The organism is Bacillus sp. GMs2/2 (assembly GCF_050172095.1).
Classification (GTDB): domain Bacteria; phylum Bacillota; class Bacilli; order Bacillales; family Bacillaceae_G; genus Bacillus_A; species Bacillus_A cereus.
In genome coordinates, this window is record NZ_JBNLYE010000001.1 from 41,473 (window position 1) to 64,090 (window position 22,618).

Genomic DNA, 22,618 nt, shown 5'->3' on the forward strand with positions numbered 1-22,618 from the left:
CCCTCCTATAAAAATTATTTGTATACTAGAAAAGCTACTTTCAACTATGAAAGTAGCTTTTCTTTTCCTTTCTCCTTCTTCGGAAAAATCACATATGAAAATGAAATCGCTGTATCAACTAAAAATATAATCGCCCACACTTGACTCACGCGACTTGCAGCTTTATTTAAAACGATTCCCGATTCTAACCAATTACCCCATTGTTCAAATGGAATAAATCCATACACGAAGAAAAAGAATATGTGCACACCAACGAATAAAACAAGATGTAATACCCAATTTTTTATTTCCTGCTTTGCATAGGCCATACCTGTTAATTCTACCTGTCCTTCAATAATAGGCGCCGGTTCATTACGCCATTTCGCAACTGATTTTTGTACAAATATATCAAGCTTCTTTAAATCCTTTTTCCCGTAGAAAACTGCATACAATAAAATGATTACAGTAATAATCTGAAAGTTAGAGAACTTTCCTGTTTGATAATAGTCCACTACCCCTAAAGTTAAAATAAACACTTCATTTATGAGTAGTACAATCCCCATAATAAAGCTTGCCTTCTTCAAACGGAATCCGTAACGGAGTAAAAAGAAACCGATAGCTGATAACCAAAATACAATTTCTGCCCCAATTAAAAAATACCAACGATATTCTGCAAGTATACTCATTTATCCTTCTCCCTTTCATCATAAATACGAAAAGCCTCATCCATATATACTAAAAGTTCTTCTTCAATTGGATACATGCTCATTTTCTGTGAATCTTCCTTCGATTTTCTAACTTCCCATAACTTATCTAAAAATGCTTCATCACCATTGGCCATTTCTAAACACTTCTGCATTAATCTCTTCGTTGCCCGTTGTACCTCATCATTTGCAGTTTCTTTACAATCTTTCATAAAAGTGCGAAATTGCTTTAATAAATCTACCCACTCTAAAACATTCGGATCTTCTTCACTCATATTTGGCAAATTATGAAGCAATTTTTGTTCTTCCTTTGAAAATACATCATTTTGAAATATTTCACGTATACGAGAAGACTGTTTCGAAAGCTGGATTAGTTCAAACATAACTTTCCAATCGAGCTCTCCCTCCACATCTACCGAATAAACAACTGCTTGTAAAACGCGCTCCATTCGATTGAATTTCTTTTGTTCTTCCTGTACAAATCGAAGTTGTTTTTCAAGCGAATCCTTTAAGTTAAGCTCACCTTTTACTAACATATTCGCAGACTCTTTTAATGAAAATCCCATTTCCTTTAAAAATAAAATTTGTTGGAGACGTATTACGTCAGCTTCACTATATAAACGATGACCGCCTTCTGTTTTCCCGCTCGGCTTTAATAAATCTATTTGATCATAATAACGTAATGTACGTACTGTTACCCCTGTTTCTTTCGTCAATCGTCGTATTGAAATCACTACCATCACCTCTTCCCCTTCATTATAAAAGATGACGTAACGTCACTTTCAATACTTTTGTTAAAAAAATACAAAAAGCTGTTTATACTCTTCGTATAAACAGCTTTTACGGAAGTAATCCTTTTTGTACAGCGCGCCCACAAAATAAAATAAGTGCTCCAACGACAACACTCGTTGCTGTTTTATGATAATGAGCTGACACTAATAAATAATATGATAAACCTACAGTGCCAACCATAATACAAATACTCGGTACTGGATTACGAGAGAAGTTCTGCATTCCCCAAAACAAAGCAAAAATAGCCGTAGCGACACATAATACCGGTAATCCCATCCCAGTTCCCCTTTTTCTATCTATTATTCTTTGTTGCTAATACGCTCGTTGATGCGATACTAATTAATAAATCAAAACCAATCCTTATATATTTAAACGTTTACTCTAATTGAAATCTCTCAAACTTATCGTTCATTTTCTCTCCCCTTGCTCCAACGTAAAGATTTCCTCCACCTTCACTCCAAAATACTTGGCGATTTTTAAAGATAACTCTAGACTCGGATTGTAATGATGGTTTTCAATCGCCACTATCGTCTGCCGCGTCACTTGCATCGCCTTTGCCATTTCAACTTGCGTTATATGATTTTGCTTTCTTAACTCTTTTATTTTATTTTTTACACCCATAGGCTCCACCTTCAAAAGTAAAGATATCTTTACTTAAATTATAAATATTTTCCAGTTACAAGTAAAGATATCCTTACAAATTTTAGAAAAATGTTTCATTAAACATCTACTCTAACGAAGTACAAGAGTAATTCAATTTATATCAGCGATTTTTTTAATATATCAGCGCAACTTAAATTATATCGGCGATTTCCCAAATATATCAGCGCAACTCCATTTATATCGGCGATTTTTTTAATATATCGACTTACCGACAAATATCGACATCCGTAGCGCTACTATAATCATAAGAAAAAGCTGTCCCCAAATACCTTCGGGAACAGCTTTCTCCTCTACTACATAAATCCTAACGCATATACAAGAACGTATCCAAGAACCGATAAGCAAACCGAGCCAATCAGCCCCGCCACGAACGCTTTGCTTCCTAACTTACGGAACGTTTTAAACTCTACATTTAAACCAAGTCCTGCCATCGCCATTGCGATTAGCATATAAGCAATGACAACAATGTATCCCGCAACAACTTCTGGAATAATCCCGAGCGAATGCACTGCACTCATCGCTAAAAATCCGAAAATGAACCACGGAATCGGAAGATCACGCCACGATCTTTTTTCCTTGCTTCCTTCACTCTTTCCAAACCATAATCCAATTAAAATTGCTACTGGTACGAGCATTGCAACGCGCGTTAACTTCACGATAACTGCGATGTCTACAGCTGTACTTCCTCCTGGCGCCGCAGCTGCGATAACATGAGCAATTTCATGCAGCGTGGCCCCTGAGAATACACCGTAACCATATGGAGATAGGCCAAGCACTGGATATAATAACGTATAAATAAGCGTAAATATCGTACCTAAAATAGCAATAATTGCAGCCCCAACTGCCGTTTCATCATCTTTTGCTTTCACTTGCGGCGCAATTGCCACGACCGCTGCCGCCCCGCAAATTGCTGTACCACATGCTGTTAAAATCCCAAGTTTCTTTTCTACCTTAAATACTTTCGTTAGTCCATATACAACGAAAATCGTAAATGTAATAACAACCGCTGCGATGACCAATACTTTCGGCCCTGCCTTCGCAATATCAACAAGATTTAATCGCATTCCAAGTAAGATGATTCCAAAGCGCAGCAACTTCTTACTCGCAAAGTTCGTCCCTGCAATCGCATCTTGAGGGACTCCAATTGCCGCACGCCAAACCATCCCAATTAGAATAGCAATTACTAATTGTCCCATAATATTTAAAAATGGAAGCTCTGCTAAATATTTCGCGGCAATTGCGATTAATAATGTAATCCCAATTCCTTGCGAAAATCCAAAACGCTTCTTCTTTTGTATAACAAGTGTTTGTTCCATTTTGAACCACTCCAATAATCGTATTGGAACATGCATGTTCTTTCTACTTACATTATAAGAGAGTTTCTATAATAAGTTTAATACCAATACCAAATCTCTATCATTAAAAATACTTATGATAAGATAATAGAAAAAGAAAGGAGCCCATTATATGAACGTAGACATTTTAAAAATTTTTGTTACTGTCGTTGAACAGAAACACTTCTCCCGTGCAGCAGAATTATTAAACCTTTCACAGCCTGGAGTAAGTATGCATATACGCAACTTAGAAAACGAATTTGGCACTACACTTATTCAACGCTCCCCGAAGCACGTCCAAGTTACTGAAGCTGGAAACATATTATATATACATGCAAAGCAAATGCTCTCTCTTTACGAAGATGCGAAACAAGAAATTAATGAACTACATAACGTTGTAACAGGAACACTTCGCATTGGTGCTAGTTTTACAATTGGCGAATACTTACTTCCAAAAATACTGGCTAACTATGCGAATGAAAATCCACACGTCGAAGTTCATACTTTCATCTCAAATACAGAAGACGTTTTGCAAAGCCTTCGCTCTAATCAAATTGATATCGGCCTAGTGGAAGGACAAGTCGTATACGCCGACGTAGATGTTGAAACATTTATGCAAGATGAAATGAAGCTCGTCGTCCCGCCAAATCATCCATTACTCCGCACAAATGAAATAAATGAAAGTACACTCCAAGATCAAGTATGGGTATTAAGAGAAAGCGGTTCTGGTACACGCGCTTATAGTGACCGCTTTATTCATCAACACCATTTAAAAATGAAACGATTCTTTACATTCAGTAGTATCCAAAGCGTAAAGGAAGCTGTTAGTGCTGGGCTTGGCATCGCTATCCTTTCTGATTGGACTGTACGGAAAGAGCTACTAGCAAAAGAACTATTCCACGTCGAAGTTCCAAATGAACAACTAATCCGTCCGTTCTCCATCGTGCGCGGTAAATATTTCATTCCATCTAAAGCCATTCAAGTGTTCTTAAATCATGTAGATTCTTTTGCAAAAAAACAGAGTTGACCTTCACATTAGTGTGAAGGTTTACAATACATGTAAAAGGAGTGAAATACATTGCGAATTGGAGAATTATCAAAAGAAACTGGCGTTAGTGAAAGATCACTAAGACATTACGAAGAAAAGGGCTTACTCCCTTCTAAGCGCCTTGCAAATGGTTACCGTGATTTTGATGAAAGTGCCATCGAAAAAGTGGAGCTTATTCAAATGTACTTACAAATTGGCTTAAATTTAGAAGAGACGGCAAGGATGCTGCGCTGCCTTGAAATTGAACCGCACCTGTACGACAATCCGTGCAGCAGTATCCTTACGCTTTACGAAGATAAACTCAATGAAGTAACAAAGCAAATCTCATTGCTTTCCAACATCCAAACGAATTTGCAAAAACACGTTTCACTCCTAAAACATGCAAAAGAAAAGGGATGATTACATGTTTGTTATACATGGCAGTTCAAGACAAAACGGAAATACAGAAGCTTTAACACATATGATGATAGAGGACATTGAAACAGAACAAATTTATTTGCGTGATCATACCGTCTATCCTATTACAGACCAACGTCATGATGCAGAAGGATTCCAACCTGTAAATGATGACTATAAGCAGTTAACCAACCGCATGCTAGAGCACGACACGATTATCTTTGCTACACCATTATATTGGTACGGAATGAGTGGACATATGAAAAATTTTGTTGATCGCTGGTCACAAAGCTTGCGCGATACATCTCTTCATTTCAAAGAAAAAATGAAAGGCAAAAAAATGTATGTTGTCATCGTTGGCGGGGACAACCCAAAGGTAAAAGCATTACCGCTTATTGCTCAATTCCAATATATCTTTGATTTTGTTGGCTCTTCATTTGAAGGTTATGTTATTGGGAATGCGAATGGACTGGATGAAATTAAAAACGATGCTGAGGCGCTGGCAAAAGCACAATTGTATAATGATACATTCAAAAATAGCGAACAGAAATAAGTTTGACAAACCCTTTTGTATGCGCATACAATAAAAGTAATATTATGAAAGGAAGGTACTTTGACCAATGAAGTTCTAATTCTCTTATTTATTTCATCCATCACAAATAGTGAACAAAAATGATGAAAACTAGCAGGGGATTAGTCTGTCCATTTGTCGATACTTTCTTTCGAAACAATCATGTAAAAAATCGTTTATTTATGTACGATTTTTTACATACAAGGGCGACGTTTATCCTCTCTAGTGAAACTAGGGAGGTTTTTTTATGACTATTTTATTCGCAAGTAATATTGAAAAGAGCTTTGGTGATCGCACACTATTTACATTACCATCACTGGAAATTCAAGCACAGGATCGCATAGGAATTGTCGGAGTCAACGGAGCTGGTAAATCTACGTTATTACAAATATTAAGTAAAGAAATAGAAGCTGACAGAGGCATAGTAACTCATCATAGTTCTATCAGCATCATTCCTCAGCTTAGCGAAGAACTACCGGAAACCGCTTCTTCTCTTGCAAAAGGAAAATGGAGTATTTCAAACGTTACCGACGCAATGAGCGGCGGTGAACGAATGCGGCTAAAGATTGCCCATGCTCTCGAACAAAATGCAGGCATTTTATTCGCTGATGAACCAACAAGCCACTTAGATATGGTCGGTACAGAGCAATTAGAAAAGGCACTTTCTTCTTATAAAGGAGCACTTGTTTTAATATCGCATGATCGTGAATTTCTAGATAATATATGTACCAAAATTATTGAAATTGAAGACGGTACTATTCAAGAATACAAAGGGAATTATTCAAACTATCGAAAACAAAAAGAACGTGAACGAATACAAAAACAAGCAGAATATGAGCAATATGTACAAGAAAAAAATCGTTTAGAACAGTCCATTCTACAAAGAAAGCAACGTGCTTCTAACATGACAAAAGTCCCAACACGGTTCAGTTCATCTGAATCTAGACTTTATAGGTTAAGTGGGGCTCACGGCCAAGAACAGGTTAGCAAAGCAGCGAAAGCATTAGAGACACGTCTCGAAAAACTAGAAAAGAAGGAAAAGCCAAAGGATCTTTCTCAAGCTCAATTTGACGCGCAATACCATACCCCCATTCATAGTAAGGTGGCAGTACAATTCAATAAAGCAACAAAGAAAATAGACGATCGCACACTATTTAAAAATATGAATGGAACTATTGCCCCTGGTGCAAAGCTTGCCGTTTTAGGGGCAAATGGAAGCGGCAAAACCACTTTGTTCAACATGCTTCTCACAAACGAGCGTGGCATGCAACTATCGAAAAGTTGTAAAATTGGATACTTCGAACAAACATTATCTATTTTAAAAACAGATAAAACCATTTTAGAAAATGTTCTAGAAGAAACAAACTATACAGAAGCATTCGTTCGAACAATACTTGCACGACTTCTATTCCGCCGTGAGGATGTTCATAAACCTGTGCACGTTCTAAGCGGGGGTGAACGAATGAAGGTTGCACTCGCAAAAGTATTTTTAGGAAACTATAATATGCTTCTGCTAGATGAACCGACAAACTATTTAGACTTAGCAACGCAAGAAGAATTAGAAACCATGTTACAAGAATATCCTGGCACAATACTTTTCATTAGCCATGACCGTGCCTTTATTCGCTCTGTTGCAGACCATATTCTACAAGTAGATGAGAGTGAACCAAGAATCTTCCACGGTAATTACGAGCAATACACAAAAAGAACCACCGGAGCTTCTGTAAACGTTACTGAGCAAGAATTGTTACGATTACAAACAAAATTAACAGAAGTCATCGGCCGGATTTCCATTCCAAATCATCACGATGACATCACATCTCTCGAACAAGAATACGCAAAATTATTAACTCAAATTCAAAAATGTAAAGAAGCGCTCTAATGTCTTCCCTATATATCGACGGGGCCTTCCACATTTCCCAAGAAATATTAAAACTTCGACATACAAAGTAAAAAGCCGTGCATCAGCACGGCTTTTTACTTTATATGCGGACAGCAGTCCCGCTCACCGCAACCATTAACATACCTTCGCGAACTACTTCGTAATCCACGTCGATACCAACAATTGCATTTGCATTTTTTTGTCTTGCGAAAGTTTTCATCTCTTCCATTGCGATGTCGCGTGCTTCTTTTAATTTACTTTCATAAGCGCCAGCACGACCGCCGACAACGTCACGAACAGAAGCGAAAAGGTCACGAACGATATTCGCGCCCATAATCGCTTCTCCATTGACGATATCGATATACTCAATAATTTCTTTTCCTTGAATTGTAGACGTTGTTGTTACAATCATACTTTATAGCCTCCCATATGAGATTTTTACCTACTTATGGTGCACTAATTCAGTACAAATTATATTTACGAACTAAACTGAGCTTCGTATAACCTACTGTATCCTCCGCCTTGCTCAATTAATTCATTATGTGAACCTTGTTCTGCAATGCCATCTTTATTTACAACGACGATGCGATCTGCATTTTTAATCGTTGCAAGTCTGTGAGCGATAACTAATGTTGTACGACCAACAGATAGTTCAGCAAGCGATTTTTGAATCGCAAGTTCCGTCTCTGTATCTAGTGCAGAAGTTGCTTCATCCAATATTAAAATTGGTGGGTTTTTTAAGAACATACGAGCAATAGCTAGACGCTGCTTTTGTCCACCTGAAAGTTTCACACCGCGCTCACCGATAACAGTATCTAAACCGTCCGGCTGTGAGTAAATTAAATCTTCTAACTGCGCACGTTTTACTGCCTGCCAAATTTCAGCCTCTGATGCCTTTAAATTTCCGTAAGCGATATTTTCACGAATTGTTCCTGAAAATAAGAACACGTCTTGCTGCACAATTCCAATTTGCTTACGAAGTGAAGATAATGTCATATCTTTCGTATCAATCCCATCAATTTGAATTGATCCAGATGATTGCTCATAAAAACGTGGTAATAGGCTACATAACGTCGTTTTCCCAGCTCCTGATGGTCCAACGAACGCAACCGTTTCACCTGCATGTATTTTCAAACTAATGTCATTTAAAATTGGTTCTTTATTTTCATATCCGAACGTAATGTTGTTATATTGAATATCACCATGTACATGTTTAACTTCCATTGCATCTTTAGAGTCTACAATGTCAGGCTCTGTTTCAAGAAGCTCTACATATCTTTTAAAACCGGCGATTCCCTTCGGATAGCTTTCGATTACCGCGTTAATTTTTTCAATTGGGCGGAAGAAAATATTCGTTAATAGAACGAATCCGATAAATCCACCGTACGTTAATTCTCCTTGCAGAACAAACCATGTACCGCATATTAAGACGAAGAGCGTTACGAGCCGCATGAGCATATAACTAATCGATGAATTTAACGCCATAATTTTATACGCCATTAATTTCGTTGTACGGAAACGAGCGTTGTTGACAGCAAATTGCTCTTTCTCAAACTTTTCATTTCCGAATGCTTGTACAACACGAATTCCCCCAACATTGTTCTCAATGCATGCATTAAAATCAGCAACGTCTGAGAATAAACGTCTAAATGTACCTGTCATTTTTTTATTAAAGTAAAGTGCTAACCATAATAGGAATGGAATGACGAAGAACGTTAATAACGCTAACTTCCAGTTGATCATCATCATAAATGAGAATGCCCCAACTAAAGTCATTACGGCGATAAATAGATCTTCTGGTCCATGGTGAGCAATTTCCCCAATTTCCATTAAATCGTTTGTAAGGCGTGAAATTAAATGACCAGTTTTATTATTATCAAAAAATCTGAATGATAGCTTTTGAATATGATCAAATAATTTCTGCCTCATATCTGTTTCAATGTTAACACCAAGCATATGTCCCCAATATGTAACGACATATTGTAAGCCTGCATTTAACATATAAACTGCGAGTAAACCGAAACAAGCCCATAAAATAAGCGTCCAGTTTTGCCCTGGCAATAACTTATCAATAAATTGATTTACGATAAGCGGGAAGCCGAGTTCTAATAATCCTGCGACAACCGCACAAGAAAAGTCGAGTATAAATAAACCTTTATACGGTTTATAGTACGAGAAAAATTTACGCAGCATATCTTACCTCCATTTTCCAAAATTAAAAAGACTCCCTAAATGATAACCATTATCAAATAATTATTCAAGTTATCCGTCTATGAAACTGAAAATAAGCTTTGCGATAGTTGTCGTTTTTTGCTGGAAAGTCGATATATTCGAATAATCGCCGATATATTTCGAGTTGCGCTGATATATTTGCAAAATCGCCGATATATTTCAAGTTGCGCTGATATATTCGGATAATCGCCGATATAAATTTCATTTACTAACTACTCTCCCCTCCCCCAAAAATAAAAAAGGTACCACCACAAGGTGATACCATTCCTTCTATTACATCGCTTCCGAATCCCACTCATGCTCCTGTTCAACGAATACAATACCTAATTCGTGATGTCCACCAGCATATAATGCAGTTTGTGCAAGACGAAGCTCACCATTTGTATCTAATACTTCTAATTTACAAAATGCTCCTGTCGTCTTCGTTTGAAGCGCATCATAAAATTCCTCGGCGCTTTTTGGAATGACTCCATTTACTTTCGTAATAATTTCTCCAGGCAGTAATTTTAGCTCTGCTCCAATTGTATTTGGAATTGTATCTAGTACAACGAGCCCATCATTGCGTGCAGCAAAATATGCTGGTCTTGTTTCATCGGCAATTTTCTCTTGCATCGAGATTGTGAAACGCCCAAGCATTGCGACTCCCATCGCGATAATTGCAAGTACGTGCCACCAATAACTTGCGATTCCTAAAACGAGCACAAATCCTGCTAATCCATAAACACGTCTTCCTGTAAATAATAAAGCTTCCGTCGGCTCATAACTTTTAATCTTTCTCATAAATCCAATTAAAAATGGAACGAGGAATAGAGAATATGTATTTGAACCGATTGAAACGACAGGCCACCATGAAATAAACTGCGTTACCGCATCACCCGGTACAAGAATAAAAATAGGAACGATCCATAAACGCTTTGATTCGTGTAAACCAATCTTTAATCCACGCTTCCCCTTCCTAATCCTCGGCGTCGAATATCCTACTGCGTTTTTAGAAATCAATAAGCCTTCTACAATAAGCATAACGCCTAGTAAAATAACAAGGGATACAATGGTACTCTCTTCACCTTCTCGAAGCTGTAAAAAGGAAACTGGTAGCTTAGAAGATAATAGAACACATACAATCGCAATGCTAAATGTATAAGCTGCCGATAAATATCGATACATAGCCGTTAATCCAAATAGTAACGTCCAAATTAAAATGGCCCATAAGCTCGCTTTAGAAACAACAAGTCCAAGCCCAATCGTAACAATAGATACTACTAATCCGTATCCAATCCCTGCAAATAGAGAGGTTCGCAGTTCAAACCAAATATCATAAACTTTAAAAGAAAAATCTTTTCGTTCTCTTAACATACGTAAGTATCCAACGAAGATACTACTTATTACAAATATATAGACAGCAGGGTGTAAGAAAAAACGTCCAACTGCCCGCATTATTTCAAAAATCCACGCCTCCATGAACTCATTCACCACCATTTATATCATTCTTTCTTTTTATATTATCATAACTAAACAAACGTTTGTTTAACACAAAAAAATACAGGCAGCAAACTGCCTGTATTTCTTCTTATTTTGCCATTAATTTTAATGCTGACTGTAATTGTAGATCATTTTCTCCAGAACGAATTTTTTCGATAATTTTAGTTTGAATCGCTTCAGCTGTCTTTTTATCAAGCTGTCCTGTCGCTTCCATCTCATTTGCATTTTGGAATGCTTTCAGAGCCGATTCTGTCTCTTTACTAAAGTATCCATCTTCACGACCTGGTACATACCCTAAGCTCTTAAGCATTTCTTGAGCATGTTTTACTTGTACATCATTTGAATTGTATGAAAGTGTTTTTTCAATTTGAATTGGTGTCGCATGATAATAATTTGGTTGCTTCACTTCTACTGTTGGCGCGATTCCTTTTTTATGAATCCAGTTCCCATCCGGTGTTAACCATTTAAACATCGTTAATTTAATGTTGCTGCCGTCTTTAAATGGAACAGCTTGCTGGACAGTACCTTTACCAAATGTCTTTTCACCAATTAAATCGTATCCTTCTCCTTCTTTTAGCGCACCCGCTAAAATCTCTGAAGCAGAAGCACTTCCATTATCAATTAATACTGAAATTGGATATGGTTTTCTCTCTTTCAGTTCCGTAGAGAATTTCTTCTTCTCACCATTTCGCTGCTCTACTTGTAGCATCGGCTTTTTATTCGTCATAATTTCCCCTAGTATATCTTCTACACTATTTAAATAGCCACCAGGATTACCACGCACGTCAATAACTAAGCCTTTTATATTTTTCTTCTCTAACTCTTTTAACTGATCCTTAAATTCTTTCGCTGTATTTTCAGCAAAAGAAGTGATTTGCATATAACCGATATCTTTTCCACTCTCTTGCTTCACAGAACTAAATACTGTAAAGATTGGAATCTTTTCACGCTTAATTTTAAATACGATCGGATCAGTTACTCCCGCACGTTTAATTTCAATTGCGACAGTCGTTCCCTTTTTACCACGAATTTTTAATACTGCTTCTTCACGTGATAAGTCTTTCACACTGTTTCCATCTACAGATAAAATTTGGTCATTCGGTTTAATTCCTATCTTTTCTGCTGGTGAACCTTTAATTGGCGATACGATAATAAGCTTACCGTCCGTCTTGTTCACCTCAGCCCCAATCCCCTCTAATTCGGGATCAAGCGATTCACTAAACTGTTTGGCTGTTTCTTTATCCATATACGTGGAATAAGGGTCCTTCAGCGTAGACAACATACCTTGTATTGCACCTTCAACTAACTTTTCATCTTTCACGTCTTCCACATAACGTGAATCAATTAGTGCATACGCCTCATTAATTTTTGCCAAATTCCCTTGCGCAGTGCTAGCATTCCCACTCGAAATTGTTTGCGTTACTTCTGATGGGTTAACCCCAAATACAGACATGCCTGCAAACATTCCGCCAGCACCAATTAAAAATGCAACAACCATTCCAATAATTGCAACTCTACGTTTCAATGCGGAATTCCCCTTTCCAAAACACACAGGTGGTGTAGCAAAAGGCATCACACAGTGTGTGATGCCTTTACCTATTTCTACTATATGATAAGCTTGTACGAATTATGTTTGCAACTTTTTATACTTTTAAGAAGCGACGAATTGACATTACACTTCCCCACATACCGATTAAAGCACCGATTAACACTAGTAAACCAGCTAATTGGAATACGAACGGACTGTATGGTAGAAGCTCGAAAATTGTTCCGCCAAGTTTTTCATTAAACACACCTTGCAACGAATTATACGTAATTAGAATTAGGCCAATTGGAATAATTGATCCTAATACTCCTAAGAATAATCCCTCTAGCAAGAATGGCCAACGAATAAACCAGTTTGTTGCACCAACAAGTTTCATAATTTCAATTTCTGTACTACGAGCATAAATTGTAATTTTAATTGTATTAGAGATTAAGAACATCGCTGTGAATAAAAGGCCAGCAATTAACGCAATCCCAATGTTACGACCAGTTTTTACAGTATCAAATAATCGTTCAACTTGCCCTTTTCCGTACTGAACATTACTAACAAACTGCATTTTTTCAACCTTCTTCGCGATTGTCGCTGTATCGGTTGGTTCTTTTGCTTTTACAACGAATACGTTTTTAAGTGGGTTATCTTGTTCAAATAACTCAAACGTTTTTCCACTATCACCTAAGCTTTTAATTAAACGTTTTAACTCTTCTTCTTTAGAAGAATATTTAATAGAATCTACTTTTGCAATCTTACTCATATCTTCTTCTAATTTCTTTTGATCCGCTTCTTTTGCAGCTGGATCAATGTGTACACGAATCTCTACATCTTGCTCTACTTTCGTCGCAAAATGGTTCATATTCATAATCGCTGTTAAAAAGACACCTACAAGTAATAATGTAACTGTTACTGCACTAACAGAAGCAAATGTCATCCATCCGTTACGTGATAGATTCTTTACACCTTCTCGCAAATGTCGACTAAGGGTCTTAGCCTTCATATCCGTATCCTCCCTCAATCTCATCTCGAACAATTTTTCCGCCTTCAATCGCGATTACACGATGACGGATTGTATTTACGATATCTGCATTATGCGTCGCCATAACGATCGTTGTGCCGCGCTCATTAATGCGAGTAAAAATATTCATAATATCAAGAGCTGTTTCAATATCTAAGTTACCTGTTGGCTCATCGGCAATTACAACCTTTGGTCTATTTACAATTGCTCTTGCAATAGCCACACGTTGTTGCTCCCCACCTGAAAGCTCACTTGGAAGTGCGTCTGCACGATCTTCAAGACCTACAAGACCTAGCACTTCTGTTACACGCTCACGAATTGCATCCGGTTCTTCTTCAATTACTTCTAAAGCAAACGAAACATTCTCATATACCGTTAATTTAGGTAGCAATTTAAAATCTTGGAAAATTACGCCTAATTGACGACGAAAATACGGAACGTCTCTTTCTGCCAATGTTTCGATAGTAAGTCCATTTACATTAATAGATCCTGTAGATGGTTTCTCTTCACGATACATCATTTTAATAAATGTAGATTTCCCGGCTCCACTCGGTCCAACTACGTATACGAATTCACCTTGTTTAATGTTAACTGTAAGACCAGCAATGGCTTTCATACCATTCGGGTACTCCTTATAAACATTCGTCATTTTTATCATTATTTATCACCCAATACTTAATGATTTTTTTCGAAATACTTTTCTGTACATCTGAAAATAAAAGACATCCTTCATTTTCATTTAGTCATCCTTGTTGAAGGTAGTTTACTTATGCTTTCTCATAAGCAATACCACTCTATGTAATATATTTCAGCAAAATTCTACAAACCCCATTGTAACATCAAACGGTTTCCAATTTGGATACATTTTTGTTACAGTTATGTTACATACCAGAAAAAAGGAAAACGAGCTGACTATATTATCAACTCGCCCATTTCACCTTTTTATTTATGTTCAGCTAACCATTCAGATACTTTTTTCGCATCTTCACCTTGAATAAGTCCTGGTGACATTGAACCACGGCCTTTTTTAATAATCTCTTCAATATCTGCAGCGTCGTACTTACCGCCTACTTTTCTTAAATCAGGTCCAGTTGCCCCTGATAAATCTGTTGCGTGACATCCCGCACAACTTCTTTGGAAAATTTGTTCTGCGCTGTCTGTGCTTGCAGACTGTTTCGAAGACTTACTCTCTTCTTTATTTCCGCATGCTCCTAAAGCAAAAACAACCGATGTCCCTAGCGCAATAGCCAACAATTTCTTTTTCACTTCTATCGCTCCCCATTGTTGATATTCTTTTTATTCCTAACACACTCATTTTCATTATAAGCATTATCTTTATATAGAAAAACTAAGGTGTATTTCATATTCCTCAAAAATACAGTGAGAACCTTGATAAAATAAAGCTTTCATAAGTTGTTTCAATTCTGTGAACAACTTAAAAAACTTCTATAAAGTATCCTTTTTAAAAGAAAAATTAGAAAAGTTCTATATAAATCTTTACCCTATTACCGCTCTATTTTATTATTCTCTACTTTTTACAAAACAATATACAGCATTGTAATCTACATATAATCCCATCAAAAAGAGAAGTTGTCGTTTCCAACTTCTCTTCCTCTTTACTTCATCTATAAAAATAGAATCAAATTCTTTATATCCTCTATTGTCCTCAGCATGCGCCAACAATTTCGTTGGCTTTTTTTACGCTTATTAGATGCGAGAACGTAAGTAAGCATCAATAAATGGATCAATCTCTCCATCCATAACAGCTTGTACGTTACCAACCTCCGTATTTGTACGATGGTCTTTTACAAGAGAATACGGGTGGAATACGTAAGAACGGATTTGGCTACCCCATCCGATTTCTTTTTGCTCTCCGCGAATTTCATCTAATTCTGCTTGTTGCTCTTCTAGTTTCTTTTGATATAATTTCGCTTTTAACATTTTCATCGCATGCTCACGGTTTTTAATTTGAGAACGCTCCGACTGACATGTTACAACCGTATTTGTCGGTGTATGTGTAATACGAACTGCTGAATCTGTCGTATTTACGTGCTGCCCACCAGCTCCACTTGCTCGGTACGTATCAATTTTTAAGTCTTCTGTACGTACTTCGATTTCAACTTCATCATTGAACTCTGGTACAACTTCACAAGATACGAAAGATGTATGACGGCGCCCTGAAGAATCGAATGGTGAAATACGTACAAGACGATGTACACCTTTCTCTGCTTTTAAGTAACCGTAAGCGTTATGACCTTTAATTAATAAAGTTACACTCTTAATACCAGCTTCATCACCTGGTAAATAATCAACCGTTTCTACTTTGAATCCGCGTTTTTCAGCCCAGCGTGTGTACATACGTAATAACATAGAACCCCAGTCTTGTGACTCAGTTCCACCTGCACCTGGATGTAATTCTAAAATCGCATTATTTTTATCATAAGGATCACTTAATAGTAACTGAAGCTCATACTCATTCATTTCTTGAATTAAGCCTTTTACTTCTGATTCTAATTCCTCATGTAAATCTTCATCATACTCTTCTTTTAAAAGCTCATGCGTGATTTCTAAATTTTCGAACGTCTCATCTAACTGACGGAACTTTCCAACCATATCTTTTAACGCATTCGCTTCATTAATTACAGCTTGCGCGCCTTGTTGGTCATCCCAAAATCCTGCGCCCATCATTTTTTCTTCTAATTCTGCAATTTGTTTCTCCTTAGTAGGGAGGTCAAAGAGACCCCCTAAAAGCCGCTAATCGCTTAGCCATTTTCTCTAATTCCTGTCTAATTTCTACTAATTCCATTTCCTTCACCTCTATGTAATTGCTGTTACTTTCGTATGAAAACAAGGGAAACTCTCTCCACTTATTACGGAGAGAGTTTAATCCTTCTTAATTATACATTTTTGATATAAAAGTTTGCAAAACAGCCAAAGCTACCGTCCTATATTACTGAACGATACCACAGCAGTTTTTATATTTTTTACCGCTACCACATTTACATAAATCGTTGCGGCCCACTTGGTCACCTTTTACAACTGGCTTTTTCTTTGCTTCTTCGCCATCGCTAGAAGGATGAACAGCTTCACCTTGAACAACTTCTTGACGTTCTAAGTTTTGTTCAATTTCAGCTTTCATAATGTAACGAGAAATTTCCTCTTCAATAGAGGCAACCATTGACTCGAACATCGCGAACCCTTCCATTTGGTACTCACGAAGTGGATCGATTTGACCGTAAGCACGTAAATGAATACCTTCACGAAGGTGATCCATCGCATCAATATGCTCTGTCCATTTCGTATCTACAACGCGGAATACAACAACCTTCTCAAACTCACGCATTTGCTCTTCTGGCATAAGCTTTTCTTTTTCATTGTATCGCTCTATTAATTTCGCGATAATCGGTTCGCTCATTTCCTCAGGAGCAAGGCGACGTAATTCTTCTTCTTTTACATCTCCGTCTTGAAGAAGGTTTGTATTTAAGTAGTCAACAAGACCTTTAATGTTCCAATCTTCTTCAATTTCCTCTTGTGTATGAAGGGCAACAGCACGTTCTACTGTAGATTTCATCATACCTTCAATAATGCCGCGTAAGTTGTCAGACTCCATTACCTCTTGACGCTGTTTGTAAATAACTTCACGTTGTTGACGAAGTACATCATCATATTGCAGTAACTGCTTACGTGCATCATAGTTATTTCCTTCAACACGTTTTTGTGCAGATTCTACCGCACGAGAAACCATTTTACTTTCAATCGGCTGAGAATCATCCATACCAAGGCGGTCCATCATTGCTTTCATATTATCTGAACCAAATCGGCGCATTAATTCATCTTCCATCGATAAGTAGAACTGCGTAACACCAGGGTCCCCTTGACGACCAGCACGACCACGTAACTGATTATCAATACGACGACTTTCGTGACGCTCTGTACCGATAACTGCTAAACCAACGTTTTTCACATCGTCTCCAAGCTTAATATCTGTACCACGACCTGCCATGTTCGTCGCGATTGTTACAGCACCTTTCATACCAGCCTCTGCAATGATATCTGCTTCACGAGCATGGTTTTTCGCATTTAAGATGTTATGACGTACACCTTTACGCGTTAACATTTTTGAAATAAGCTCTGAAGTTTCAATTGCAACTGTACCTACAAGAACAGGTTGTCCTTTTTTATGACGATTTACAATATCCTCAACAACAGCATTGAACTTACCTTCCATTGATTTAAAGATTAAATCGGCACGATCATCACGAATAATCGGTTTGTTGGTCGGAATTACAATAACGTTCATATTGTAAATGTTACGGAATTCCTCTTCCTCTGTTTTCGCTGTACCAGTCATACCAGATAATTTTTCATACATACGGAAGTAGTTCTGGAATGTAATTGTTGCAAGCGTCATGCTTTCATTTTGAATTTCTACACCTTCTTTTGCTTCAATCGCTTGGTGTAATCCTTCGCTATAACGACGACCTTTCATAAGACGACCAGTGAATTGGTCTACAATTACGATTTCGCCTTCTTGTACAACATAATCTGTATCACGGTGCATAACAACGTGTGCACGAAGTCCCTGATTAATATGGTGAAGAAGTGCTACATGTTTTAAATCGAATAAGTTTTCAATATGGAAAGCTTTCTCCGCTTTCGTAATACCATCTTCTGTTAGCATTACATTTTTCGTTTTCACATCAAATGAATAATCTTTTTCATTTTCTAACGTACGAACAAATGCATTTGCAAACATGTATAGCTCTGTTGATTTTTGAGCTTGTCCTGAAATAATAAGCGGCGTACGTGCTTCATCGACTAAAATAGAATCGACTTCATCGATAATAGCAAAGTGAAGTGGACGTTGAACGCACTGCTCTTTATATAAAACCATGTTATCACGTAAGTAATCGAATCCAAGCTCATTATTTGTGCTATACGTAATATCAGCAGCATAAGCCTCTTGTTTCTCTTCGCGTGACATACTATTCAAGTTAATTCCTACCGTTAAGCCAAGGAACTCATGAAGTTGTCCCATTTCGCTCGCATCACGTTGTGCTAAATATTCATTGACTGTAACAACATGAACACCTTTTCCTGTTAAAGCATTTAAATATACAGGTAATGTAGATGTTAACGTTTTACCTTCACCCGTTTTCATCTCAGAAATATTCCCTTCATGTAAGGCAATACCACCCATTAACTGTACGCCATATGGACGCATTCCAAGAACACGAGTTGCCGCTTCGCGAACAACCGCGAAAGCTTCAGGTAGTAGATCATCTACTGTTTCACCTTTTGTTAGACGTTCTTTAAATTCAAGCGTCTTTCCTTTTAATTGTTCATCAGTTAGTGGCTTAATAGATGACTCTAATGCATCAATTTGCTCAACTGTTTTCTGCATACGTTTAATTTGGCGTTGATTTACATCAAACACCTTTTTTAAAATACCGATCATAGGAAATACGCTCCTCTTTTTATTAAAATAAAACTTCCGATTGTTTTTCTTTTTCTCTATTACAATCAGTCGTTATAAAAATCAAATGTATGTTATGCCAATTTTTCTCCTAATTAAAAAACTAAAATGTATATACCTAATGATAATTGTAACACTTGTCTTATAACTATGACAACAATCGGCCGATTGTCTCGTTCTAAATTAAGAAAAGTTTTTTAAAAATCTATTTTCAGCAAAAAAAGCGCAGCCTCATTTGGCTGCGCTTTCGAATTATTATTTAGTTTCGATTAAACCGTATTTCCCATCTTTACGGCCATATACAACATTAGTTTCGTTTGTATCAGCATTTGTGAAGACGAAGAAATTATGTCCTAGCATATCCATTTGTAGGATTGCCTCTTCAACGTCCATCGGTTTTAAATCGAATCGTTTTGTACGTACAAGTTCTAATTCATCTTCTTCTACCTCATCCAAAACAGCTACTGCTTCTGGAAGGATAAAGTTCGTTTTCATAGAACCTTTCTCACGTAACTTACGATTTACTTTTGTTTTATGTTTACGAATTTGTCGCTCAATTTTATCAACTACTAAATCGATAGCAGCGTACATATCGCTATTAGTTTCTTCTGCACGAAGTAATAAATCAGTAAATGGTATTGTTACCTCGACACGTTGCTTGTCAGAGTATACTTTTAAATTAACTTTAATCTCTGGGAATGTATCAAAATAACGCTCTAACTTACTTAGTTTTTTCTCTACATATTCCTTTAATGCTGGAGTTACTTCAATATTTTCACCACGAATGTTGAATTTCATAGATGAATTCCTCCTTTCAAGCCTATGTATTATAATTTCGACATTGGCTTAAAAACTCCTTCTAACTTTTTTAAAAAAATTAGTAGAATTGCAATTTTTTTATCGTTTTTTGTTGAAATGAAAAGATGCATCGTTTCTATCTTTATTTTATCCTATTAACATCGTGAATAACGAATGTTTCTGTGGACAATTCGTTACAGAAAAGAAACAACTTTTTGACAACTTACCCTATAACAAAAACCCCTTGCGAAAAACAAGAGGTTCTACTACATATATATAACGTTGCCACAAACGCAGCTTTCTCTTCCAAAAACAATATCCCCTACAGTTTCACAACATTAGCTGCTTGTGGTCCACGTGCTCCATCTACAATGTCAAACTCTACTTGTTGCCCTTCTTCTAATGACTTATATCCATCTTGTTGAATAGCAGAAAAATGGACAAATACATCGTCACCATCTTCACGCTCAATAAACCCAAATCCCTTTTCTGCATTGAACCATTTCACTCTTCCTTGCATGTTCATTCCATTCCCTTCACTCTAAAAATCAGGGCATTCGCCCCATATTTTGACTATAACGAATGACAACATATGAAGTCAAAGAAGACTTATCGCCTTTTTATTATCCCTTTCGACACTGCCATATTAACTTCTACAAAGTGTCAAACTAGATACTTCTCTTGCCCCTCTTTCATATAACAAACTTCCGATTTGCCTAACTGTAATCCCTGTCGTATACACGTCATCAACGAGTAAAATATGTTGCCCAGAAAACATCTCTTCTCCCTGAAAATAAAAAGGATTGCTTCCTGACACCCTTTCTTTACGTGTCTTCTTACTTTGCTTTTCTGTTTCCCTTCTTCTTAATGATGGATAAGAAATTTTGACAGGCAAACAAGTTGCTAATAACTCAGCTTGATTAAAACCACGTTCAATTTCCCTTTCCTTACTAAGCGGAACAGCGATAACAGTTGAAACATTGGCAAAATGCTTTTGAAATAAATTTCGAAAAGGACGATAAAAAATGTGCACTAACTCTGCATCCCCCCGAAACTTAAACTGCGCTACTATTTCTTTCATCTCATCATCATACATATATAACGAACGGTTTTTAAAAGAACGATACTCCTCCTCTTTCATCCACCTTATACAATCTATACAAATACCGTCTTCTTGAAATGAGGCAGGAACAAATTCTAAAGGTCGCCCGCACTCCATGCAAATTTCTCCTATAATATAGGAAAGTTTCTGCTCACATCTATCACATATATATTTTCTATGACACTTTACAAAAAAAGTGTACCAACTAATCTTTTCTACAAAACACTCATCACAAAGTAAACAATGCATTAATCGATCAATCCTTGTTCTTTCGCATTTTTATTCATACCTTGAATATGTTTTTTCGCGCGCACCATCGCCTCTGTCTTGCCATAGTGAAAATAAATGACCTCTCCATACGGTGCTTCAAAGCTCCGCCCTGCTCGGCCCGCAATTTGTACGAGCGCACTTTCTGAAAATATTTCTTCTTCCGCCCCTAAAACTGCGACTTGCAAATTTTTCACCGTTACGCCTCGCTCTAAAATTGTCGTTGTAACTAATAATGGGATTTCTCCCTTTCTGAAAGCCGCTACTTTTTCTTTTCTCTCCGGATCTTCTGCATGTACACCTTCAATTCGATTGTTTAATGGTTTTAACAACAAGCTTATTTCTTCTATATATCGCACATGGGGGACGAATAAAAAAATAGGGAATTTTTTATTTAAGTATGTTTGTAACCACTGTAGTAAAACTCGAGGAATTCTTTTATGAATGAGGTTTTTTTTCCAATTCCCGCACCAACAAAATAAAGGAACTGGCAAAGGATGACGATGATATCGTCCAGAAACAATAACACCTTTTTGTTTACCTTGTTTAAGTTTTCGCTTCCATGTTTCATCTGGAGTCGCAGTTAAATAAATACGCGCCGCTTTTTCTTTCATCGCTTGTTTTACCGCGTACTGTAACATTTGATCTGCACAATATGGAAAAGCATCTATCTCATCTACAACCATGACATGAAACGCCCTATAATAACGTAATAATTGATGCGTAGTCGCAACGACTAGTACTGCATCTTTTTCTTTATCCACACTCCCTCCATATAAAGCCGCTACCTGTATATATGGAAATACTTCTTGCAATCTCGGTGCTAATTCCAGAACAACATCCGTTCTCGGCGTTGCGATACAAACTCTTTCTCCTTTTTGAAGCGCTTCGTTAATTCCGTAAAACAACATCTCTGTTTTCCCAGCCCCGCATACAGCCCAAATAAAAAATGATTCTTTTTGCTTAATAGCCTCTATAACTCCTTGCGCCGCCAAATTTTGGCCAGTAGACAACGTCCCGTTCCACTGTAACAAATTTGAATTCTTTTCTCTCTTTCTTTCAGCAATCCCGCGAACAAGTACAGCACATTCACTTACTCTCCCCATCGTTATACACTTCCGGCAATATGTGCACACTTTACTGCACCTTTTACATAAAAACGATGCAAATAGCCGCCGATCTACATTTCCACAGCGTTGGCACATATATTTAGAATTCTTCTTTTTTACACCTTGTACACATACGATCTCTCCCTTCTTTTTCAAATCGTTTAATTCCCTCTGTAAATCTGAAGAAAGTTCTTCTAATAGCAACTGTTTCCCCGATAGCATCAACAATCA

22 protein-coding genes are annotated in these 22,618 nt (G+C 37.1%); 4 read left to right on the forward strand and 18 right to left on the reverse strand.

The window, feature by feature from the left end; translation table 11 throughout:
* Positions 1–44: 44 nt before the first annotated feature.
* From ACQGS6_RS00290 to ACQGS6_RS00310, 5 genes are all read right to left on the reverse strand, one after another.
* Positions 45–665, reverse strand: coding sequence for a hypothetical protein (locus ACQGS6_RS00290; RefSeq protein WP_242785248.1), 621 nt, complete (start codon positions 663–665; stop codon positions 45–47).
* Complete coding sequence (locus ACQGS6_RS00295; RefSeq protein ID WP_000260375.1) at positions 662–1,423, reverse strand: MerR family transcriptional regulator; 762 nt, start codon at positions 1,421–1,423, stop codon at positions 662–664. Before ACQGS6_RS00295 ends, ACQGS6_RS00290 begins: the two co-directional genes overlap by 4 nt.
* Before the next feature lie 100 nt (positions 1,424–1,523).
* On the reverse strand, positions 1,524–1,751 hold the full coding sequence (locus ACQGS6_RS00300; protein ID WP_426964815.1) for a hypothetical protein: 228 nt from the start codon (positions 1,749–1,751) through the stop codon (positions 1,524–1,526).
* Positions 1,752–1,883: 132 nt separating this feature from the next.
* Complete coding sequence (locus tag ACQGS6_RS00305) at positions 1,884–2,096, reverse strand: helix-turn-helix transcriptional regulator (protein ID WP_000538365.1); 213 nt, start codon at positions 2,094–2,096, stop codon at positions 1,884–1,886.
* A 335-nt stretch (positions 2,097–2,431) separates the two neighbouring features.
* A complete protein-coding gene (locus tag ACQGS6_RS00310; RefSeq protein WP_000438439.1) occupies positions 2,432–3,454 on the reverse strand; it encodes a YeiH family protein in 1,023 nt (340 codons plus the stop codon).
* A gap of 151 nt (positions 3,455–3,605) precedes the next feature.
* On the opposite strand from ACQGS6_RS00310, the gene ACQGS6_RS00315 reads away from it, so the two are divergent.
* From ACQGS6_RS00315 to abc-f, 4 genes are all read left to right on the forward strand, one after another.
* The gene (locus ACQGS6_RS00315; RefSeq protein ID WP_001099987.1) at positions 3,606–4,499 is read left to right on the forward strand and encodes a LysR family transcriptional regulator; all 894 of its coding nucleotides are present in this window, start codon (positions 3,606–3,608) and stop codon (positions 4,497–4,499) included.
* 51 nt (positions 4,500–4,550) lie between these two features.
* Positions 4,551–4,919, forward strand: a complete 369-nt coding sequence (locus ACQGS6_RS00320; RefSeq protein WP_001219199.1) for a MerR family transcriptional regulator — start codon at positions 4,551–4,553, stop codon at positions 4,917–4,919.
* 4 nt (positions 4,920–4,923) lie between these two features.
* Positions 4,924–5,469, forward strand: coding sequence for a flavodoxin family protein (locus ACQGS6_RS00325; RefSeq protein ID WP_030029315.1), 546 nt, complete (start codon positions 4,924–4,926; stop codon positions 5,467–5,469).
* Positions 5,470–5,734: 265 nt separating this feature from the next.
* A complete protein-coding gene (gene abc-f, locus ACQGS6_RS00330) occupies positions 5,735–7,369 on the forward strand; it encodes a ribosomal protection-like ABC-F family protein (RefSeq protein ID WP_000153782.1) in 1,635 nt (544 codons plus the stop codon).
* A 100-nt stretch (positions 7,370–7,469) separates the two neighbouring features.
* On the opposite strand, the gene ACQGS6_RS00335 is transcribed toward abc-f, so the two are convergent.
* The 13 genes from ACQGS6_RS00335 to comFA form a co-directional block, all read right to left on the reverse strand.
* Entirely contained in the window at positions 7,470–7,781 is a 312-nt protein-coding gene (locus ACQGS6_RS00335; RefSeq protein WP_000637523.1) for a heavy metal-binding domain-containing protein, read from the reverse strand.
* A 65-nt stretch (positions 7,782–7,846) separates the two neighbouring features.
* Positions 7,847–9,562, reverse strand: a complete 1,716-nt coding sequence (locus ACQGS6_RS00340; RefSeq protein WP_000944620.1) for an ABC transporter ATP-binding protein — start codon at positions 9,560–9,562, stop codon at positions 7,847–7,849.
* 312 nt (positions 9,563–9,874) lie between these two features.
* The gene (locus ACQGS6_RS00345) at positions 9,875–11,059 is read right to left on the reverse strand and encodes a PDZ domain-containing protein (protein WP_000388613.1); all 1,185 of its coding nucleotides are present in this window, start codon (positions 11,057–11,059) and stop codon (positions 9,875–9,877) included.
* A gap of 109 nt (positions 11,060–11,168) precedes the next feature.
* A complete protein-coding gene (locus ACQGS6_RS00350; protein ID WP_002005957.1) occupies positions 11,169–12,653 on the reverse strand; it encodes a S41 family peptidase in 1,485 nt (494 codons plus the stop codon).
* 70 nt (positions 12,654–12,723) lie between these two features.
* Positions 12,724–13,617 (reverse strand): permease-like cell division protein FtsX, encoded by an 894-nt coding sequence (ftsX, locus tag ACQGS6_RS00355; RefSeq protein ID WP_000645027.1) that lies wholly within the window; start codon positions 13,615–13,617, stop codon positions 12,724–12,726.
* Positions 13,607–14,293: a cell division ATP-binding protein FtsE gene (gene ftsE / locus ACQGS6_RS00360; RefSeq protein ID WP_000594321.1), complete on the reverse strand. Its 687-nt coding sequence runs from the start codon at positions 14,291–14,293 to the stop codon at positions 13,607–13,609. Before ftsE ends, ftsX begins: the two co-directional genes overlap by 11 nt.
* 284 nt (positions 14,294–14,577) lie before the next feature.
* Entirely contained in the window at positions 14,578–14,901 is a 324-nt protein-coding gene (cccB, locus tag ACQGS6_RS00365; RefSeq protein WP_000727971.1) for a cytochrome c551, read from the reverse strand.
* A 441-nt stretch (positions 14,902–15,342) separates the two neighbouring features.
* Positions 15,343–16,441, reverse strand: a protein-coding gene (gene prfB, locus ACQGS6_RS00370) for a peptide chain release factor 2 (RefSeq protein WP_096001716.1) whose coding sequence is annotated in 2 segments (ribosomal slippage) — positions 15,343–16,368 and positions 16,370–16,441 — 1,098 coding nt in all. Because the reading frame shifts where the segments join, the coding sequence is not laid out codon by codon here.
* Between the two features lie 144 nt (positions 16,442–16,585).
* Positions 16,586–19,093 (reverse strand): preprotein translocase subunit SecA, encoded by a 2,508-nt coding sequence (gene secA / locus ACQGS6_RS00375; RefSeq protein ID WP_000579387.1) that lies wholly within the window; start codon positions 19,091–19,093, stop codon positions 16,586–16,588.
* Between the two features lie 273 nt (positions 19,094–19,366).
* Positions 19,367–19,909: a ribosome hibernation-promoting factor, HPF/YfiA family gene (gene hpf, locus ACQGS6_RS00380; protein ID WP_000671186.1), complete on the reverse strand. Its 543-nt coding sequence runs from the start codon at positions 19,907–19,909 to the stop codon at positions 19,367–19,369.
* 322 nt (positions 19,910–20,231) lie between these two features.
* Positions 20,232–20,429, reverse strand: coding sequence for a cold shock protein CspC (gene cspC / locus ACQGS6_RS00385; RefSeq protein WP_001990088.1), 198 nt, complete (start codon positions 20,427–20,429; stop codon positions 20,232–20,234).
* 126 nt (positions 20,430–20,555) lie between these two features.
* Positions 20,556–21,260, reverse strand: a complete 705-nt coding sequence (locus ACQGS6_RS00390) for a ComF family protein (RefSeq protein WP_033685746.1) — start codon at positions 21,258–21,260, stop codon at positions 20,556–20,558.
* A complete protein-coding gene (comFA, locus tag ACQGS6_RS00395) occupies positions 21,260–22,609 on the reverse strand; it encodes an ATP-dependent helicase ComFA (RefSeq protein WP_086424210.1) in 1,350 nt (449 codons plus the stop codon). The genes ACQGS6_RS00390 and comFA overlap by 1 nt, the downstream gene beginning before the upstream one ends.
* Between the last annotated feature and the right edge of the window lie 9 nt (positions 22,610–22,618).

What these genes read in the sequence shown, in the direction of transcription:
- ACQGS6_RS00290 (WP_242785248.1), bottom strand. Translation starts at nt 665, where the DNA reads ATGAGTATACTTGCAGAATATCGTTGGTATTTTTTAATTGGGGCAGAA.
- ACQGS6_RS00295 (WP_000260375.1), bottom strand. Translation starts at nt 1,423, where the DNA reads ATGGTAGTGATTTCAATACGACGATTGACGAAAGAAACAGGGGTAACA.
- ACQGS6_RS00300 (WP_426964815.1), bottom strand. Translation starts at nt 1,751, where the DNA reads ATGGGATTACCGGTATTATGTGTCGCTACGGCTATTTTTGCTTTGTTT.
- ACQGS6_RS00305 (WP_000538365.1), bottom strand. Translation starts at nt 2,096, where the DNA reads ATGGGTGTAAAAAATAAAATAAAAGAGTTAAGAAAGCAAAATCATATA.
- ACQGS6_RS00310 (WP_000438439.1), bottom strand. Translation starts at nt 3,454, where the DNA reads ATGGAACAAACACTTGTTATACAAAAGAAGAAGCGTTTTGGATTTTCG.
- ACQGS6_RS00315 (WP_001099987.1), top strand. Translation starts at nt 3,606, where the DNA reads ATGAACGTAGACATTTTAAAAATTTTTGTTACTGTCGTTGAACAGAAA.
- ACQGS6_RS00325 (WP_030029315.1), top strand. Translation starts at nt 4,924, where the DNA reads ATGTTTGTTATACATGGCAGTTCAAGACAAAACGGAAATACAGAAGCT.
- abc-f (WP_000153782.1), top strand. Translation starts at nt 5,735, where the DNA reads ATGACTATTTTATTCGCAAGTAATATTGAAAAGAGCTTTGGTGATCGC.
- ACQGS6_RS00335 (WP_000637523.1), bottom strand. Translation starts at nt 7,781, where the DNA reads ATGATTGTAACAACAACGTCTACAATTCAAGGAAAAGAAATTATTGAG.
- ACQGS6_RS00340 (WP_000944620.1), bottom strand. Translation starts at nt 9,562, where the DNA reads ATGCTGCGTAAATTTTTCTCGTACTATAAACCGTATAAAGGTTTATTT.
- ACQGS6_RS00345 (WP_000388613.1), bottom strand. Translation starts at nt 11,059, where the DNA reads ATGGAGGCGTGGATTTTTGAAATAATGCGGGCAGTTGGACGTTTTTTC.
- ACQGS6_RS00350 (WP_002005957.1), bottom strand. Translation starts at nt 12,653, where the DNA reads ATGCCTTTTGCTACACCACCTGTGTGTTTTGGAAAGGGGAATTCCGCA.
- ftsX (WP_000645027.1), bottom strand. Translation starts at nt 13,617, where the DNA reads ATGAAGGCTAAGACCCTTAGTCGACATTTGCGAGAAGGTGTAAAGAAT.
- ftsE (WP_000594321.1), bottom strand. Translation starts at nt 14,293, where the DNA reads ATGATAAAAATGACGAATGTTTATAAGGAGTACCCGAATGGTATGAAA.
- secA (WP_000579387.1), bottom strand. Translation starts at nt 19,093, where the DNA reads ATGATCGGTATTTTAAAAAAGGTGTTTGATGTAAATCAACGCCAAATT.
- hpf (WP_000671186.1), bottom strand. Translation starts at nt 19,909, where the DNA reads ATGAAATTCAACATTCGTGGTGAAAATATTGAAGTAACTCCAGCATTA.
- cspC (WP_001990088.1), bottom strand. Translation starts at nt 20,429, where the DNA reads ATGCAAGGAAGAGTGAAATGGTTCAATGCAGAAAAGGGATTTGGGTTT.
- ACQGS6_RS00390 (WP_033685746.1), bottom strand. Translation starts at nt 21,260, where the DNA reads ATGCATTGTTTACTTTGTGATGAGTGTTTTGTAGAAAAGATTAGTTGG.
- comFA (WP_086424210.1), bottom strand. Translation starts at nt 22,609, where the DNA reads ATGCTATCGGGGAAACAGTTGCTATTAGAAGAACTTTCTTCAGATTTA.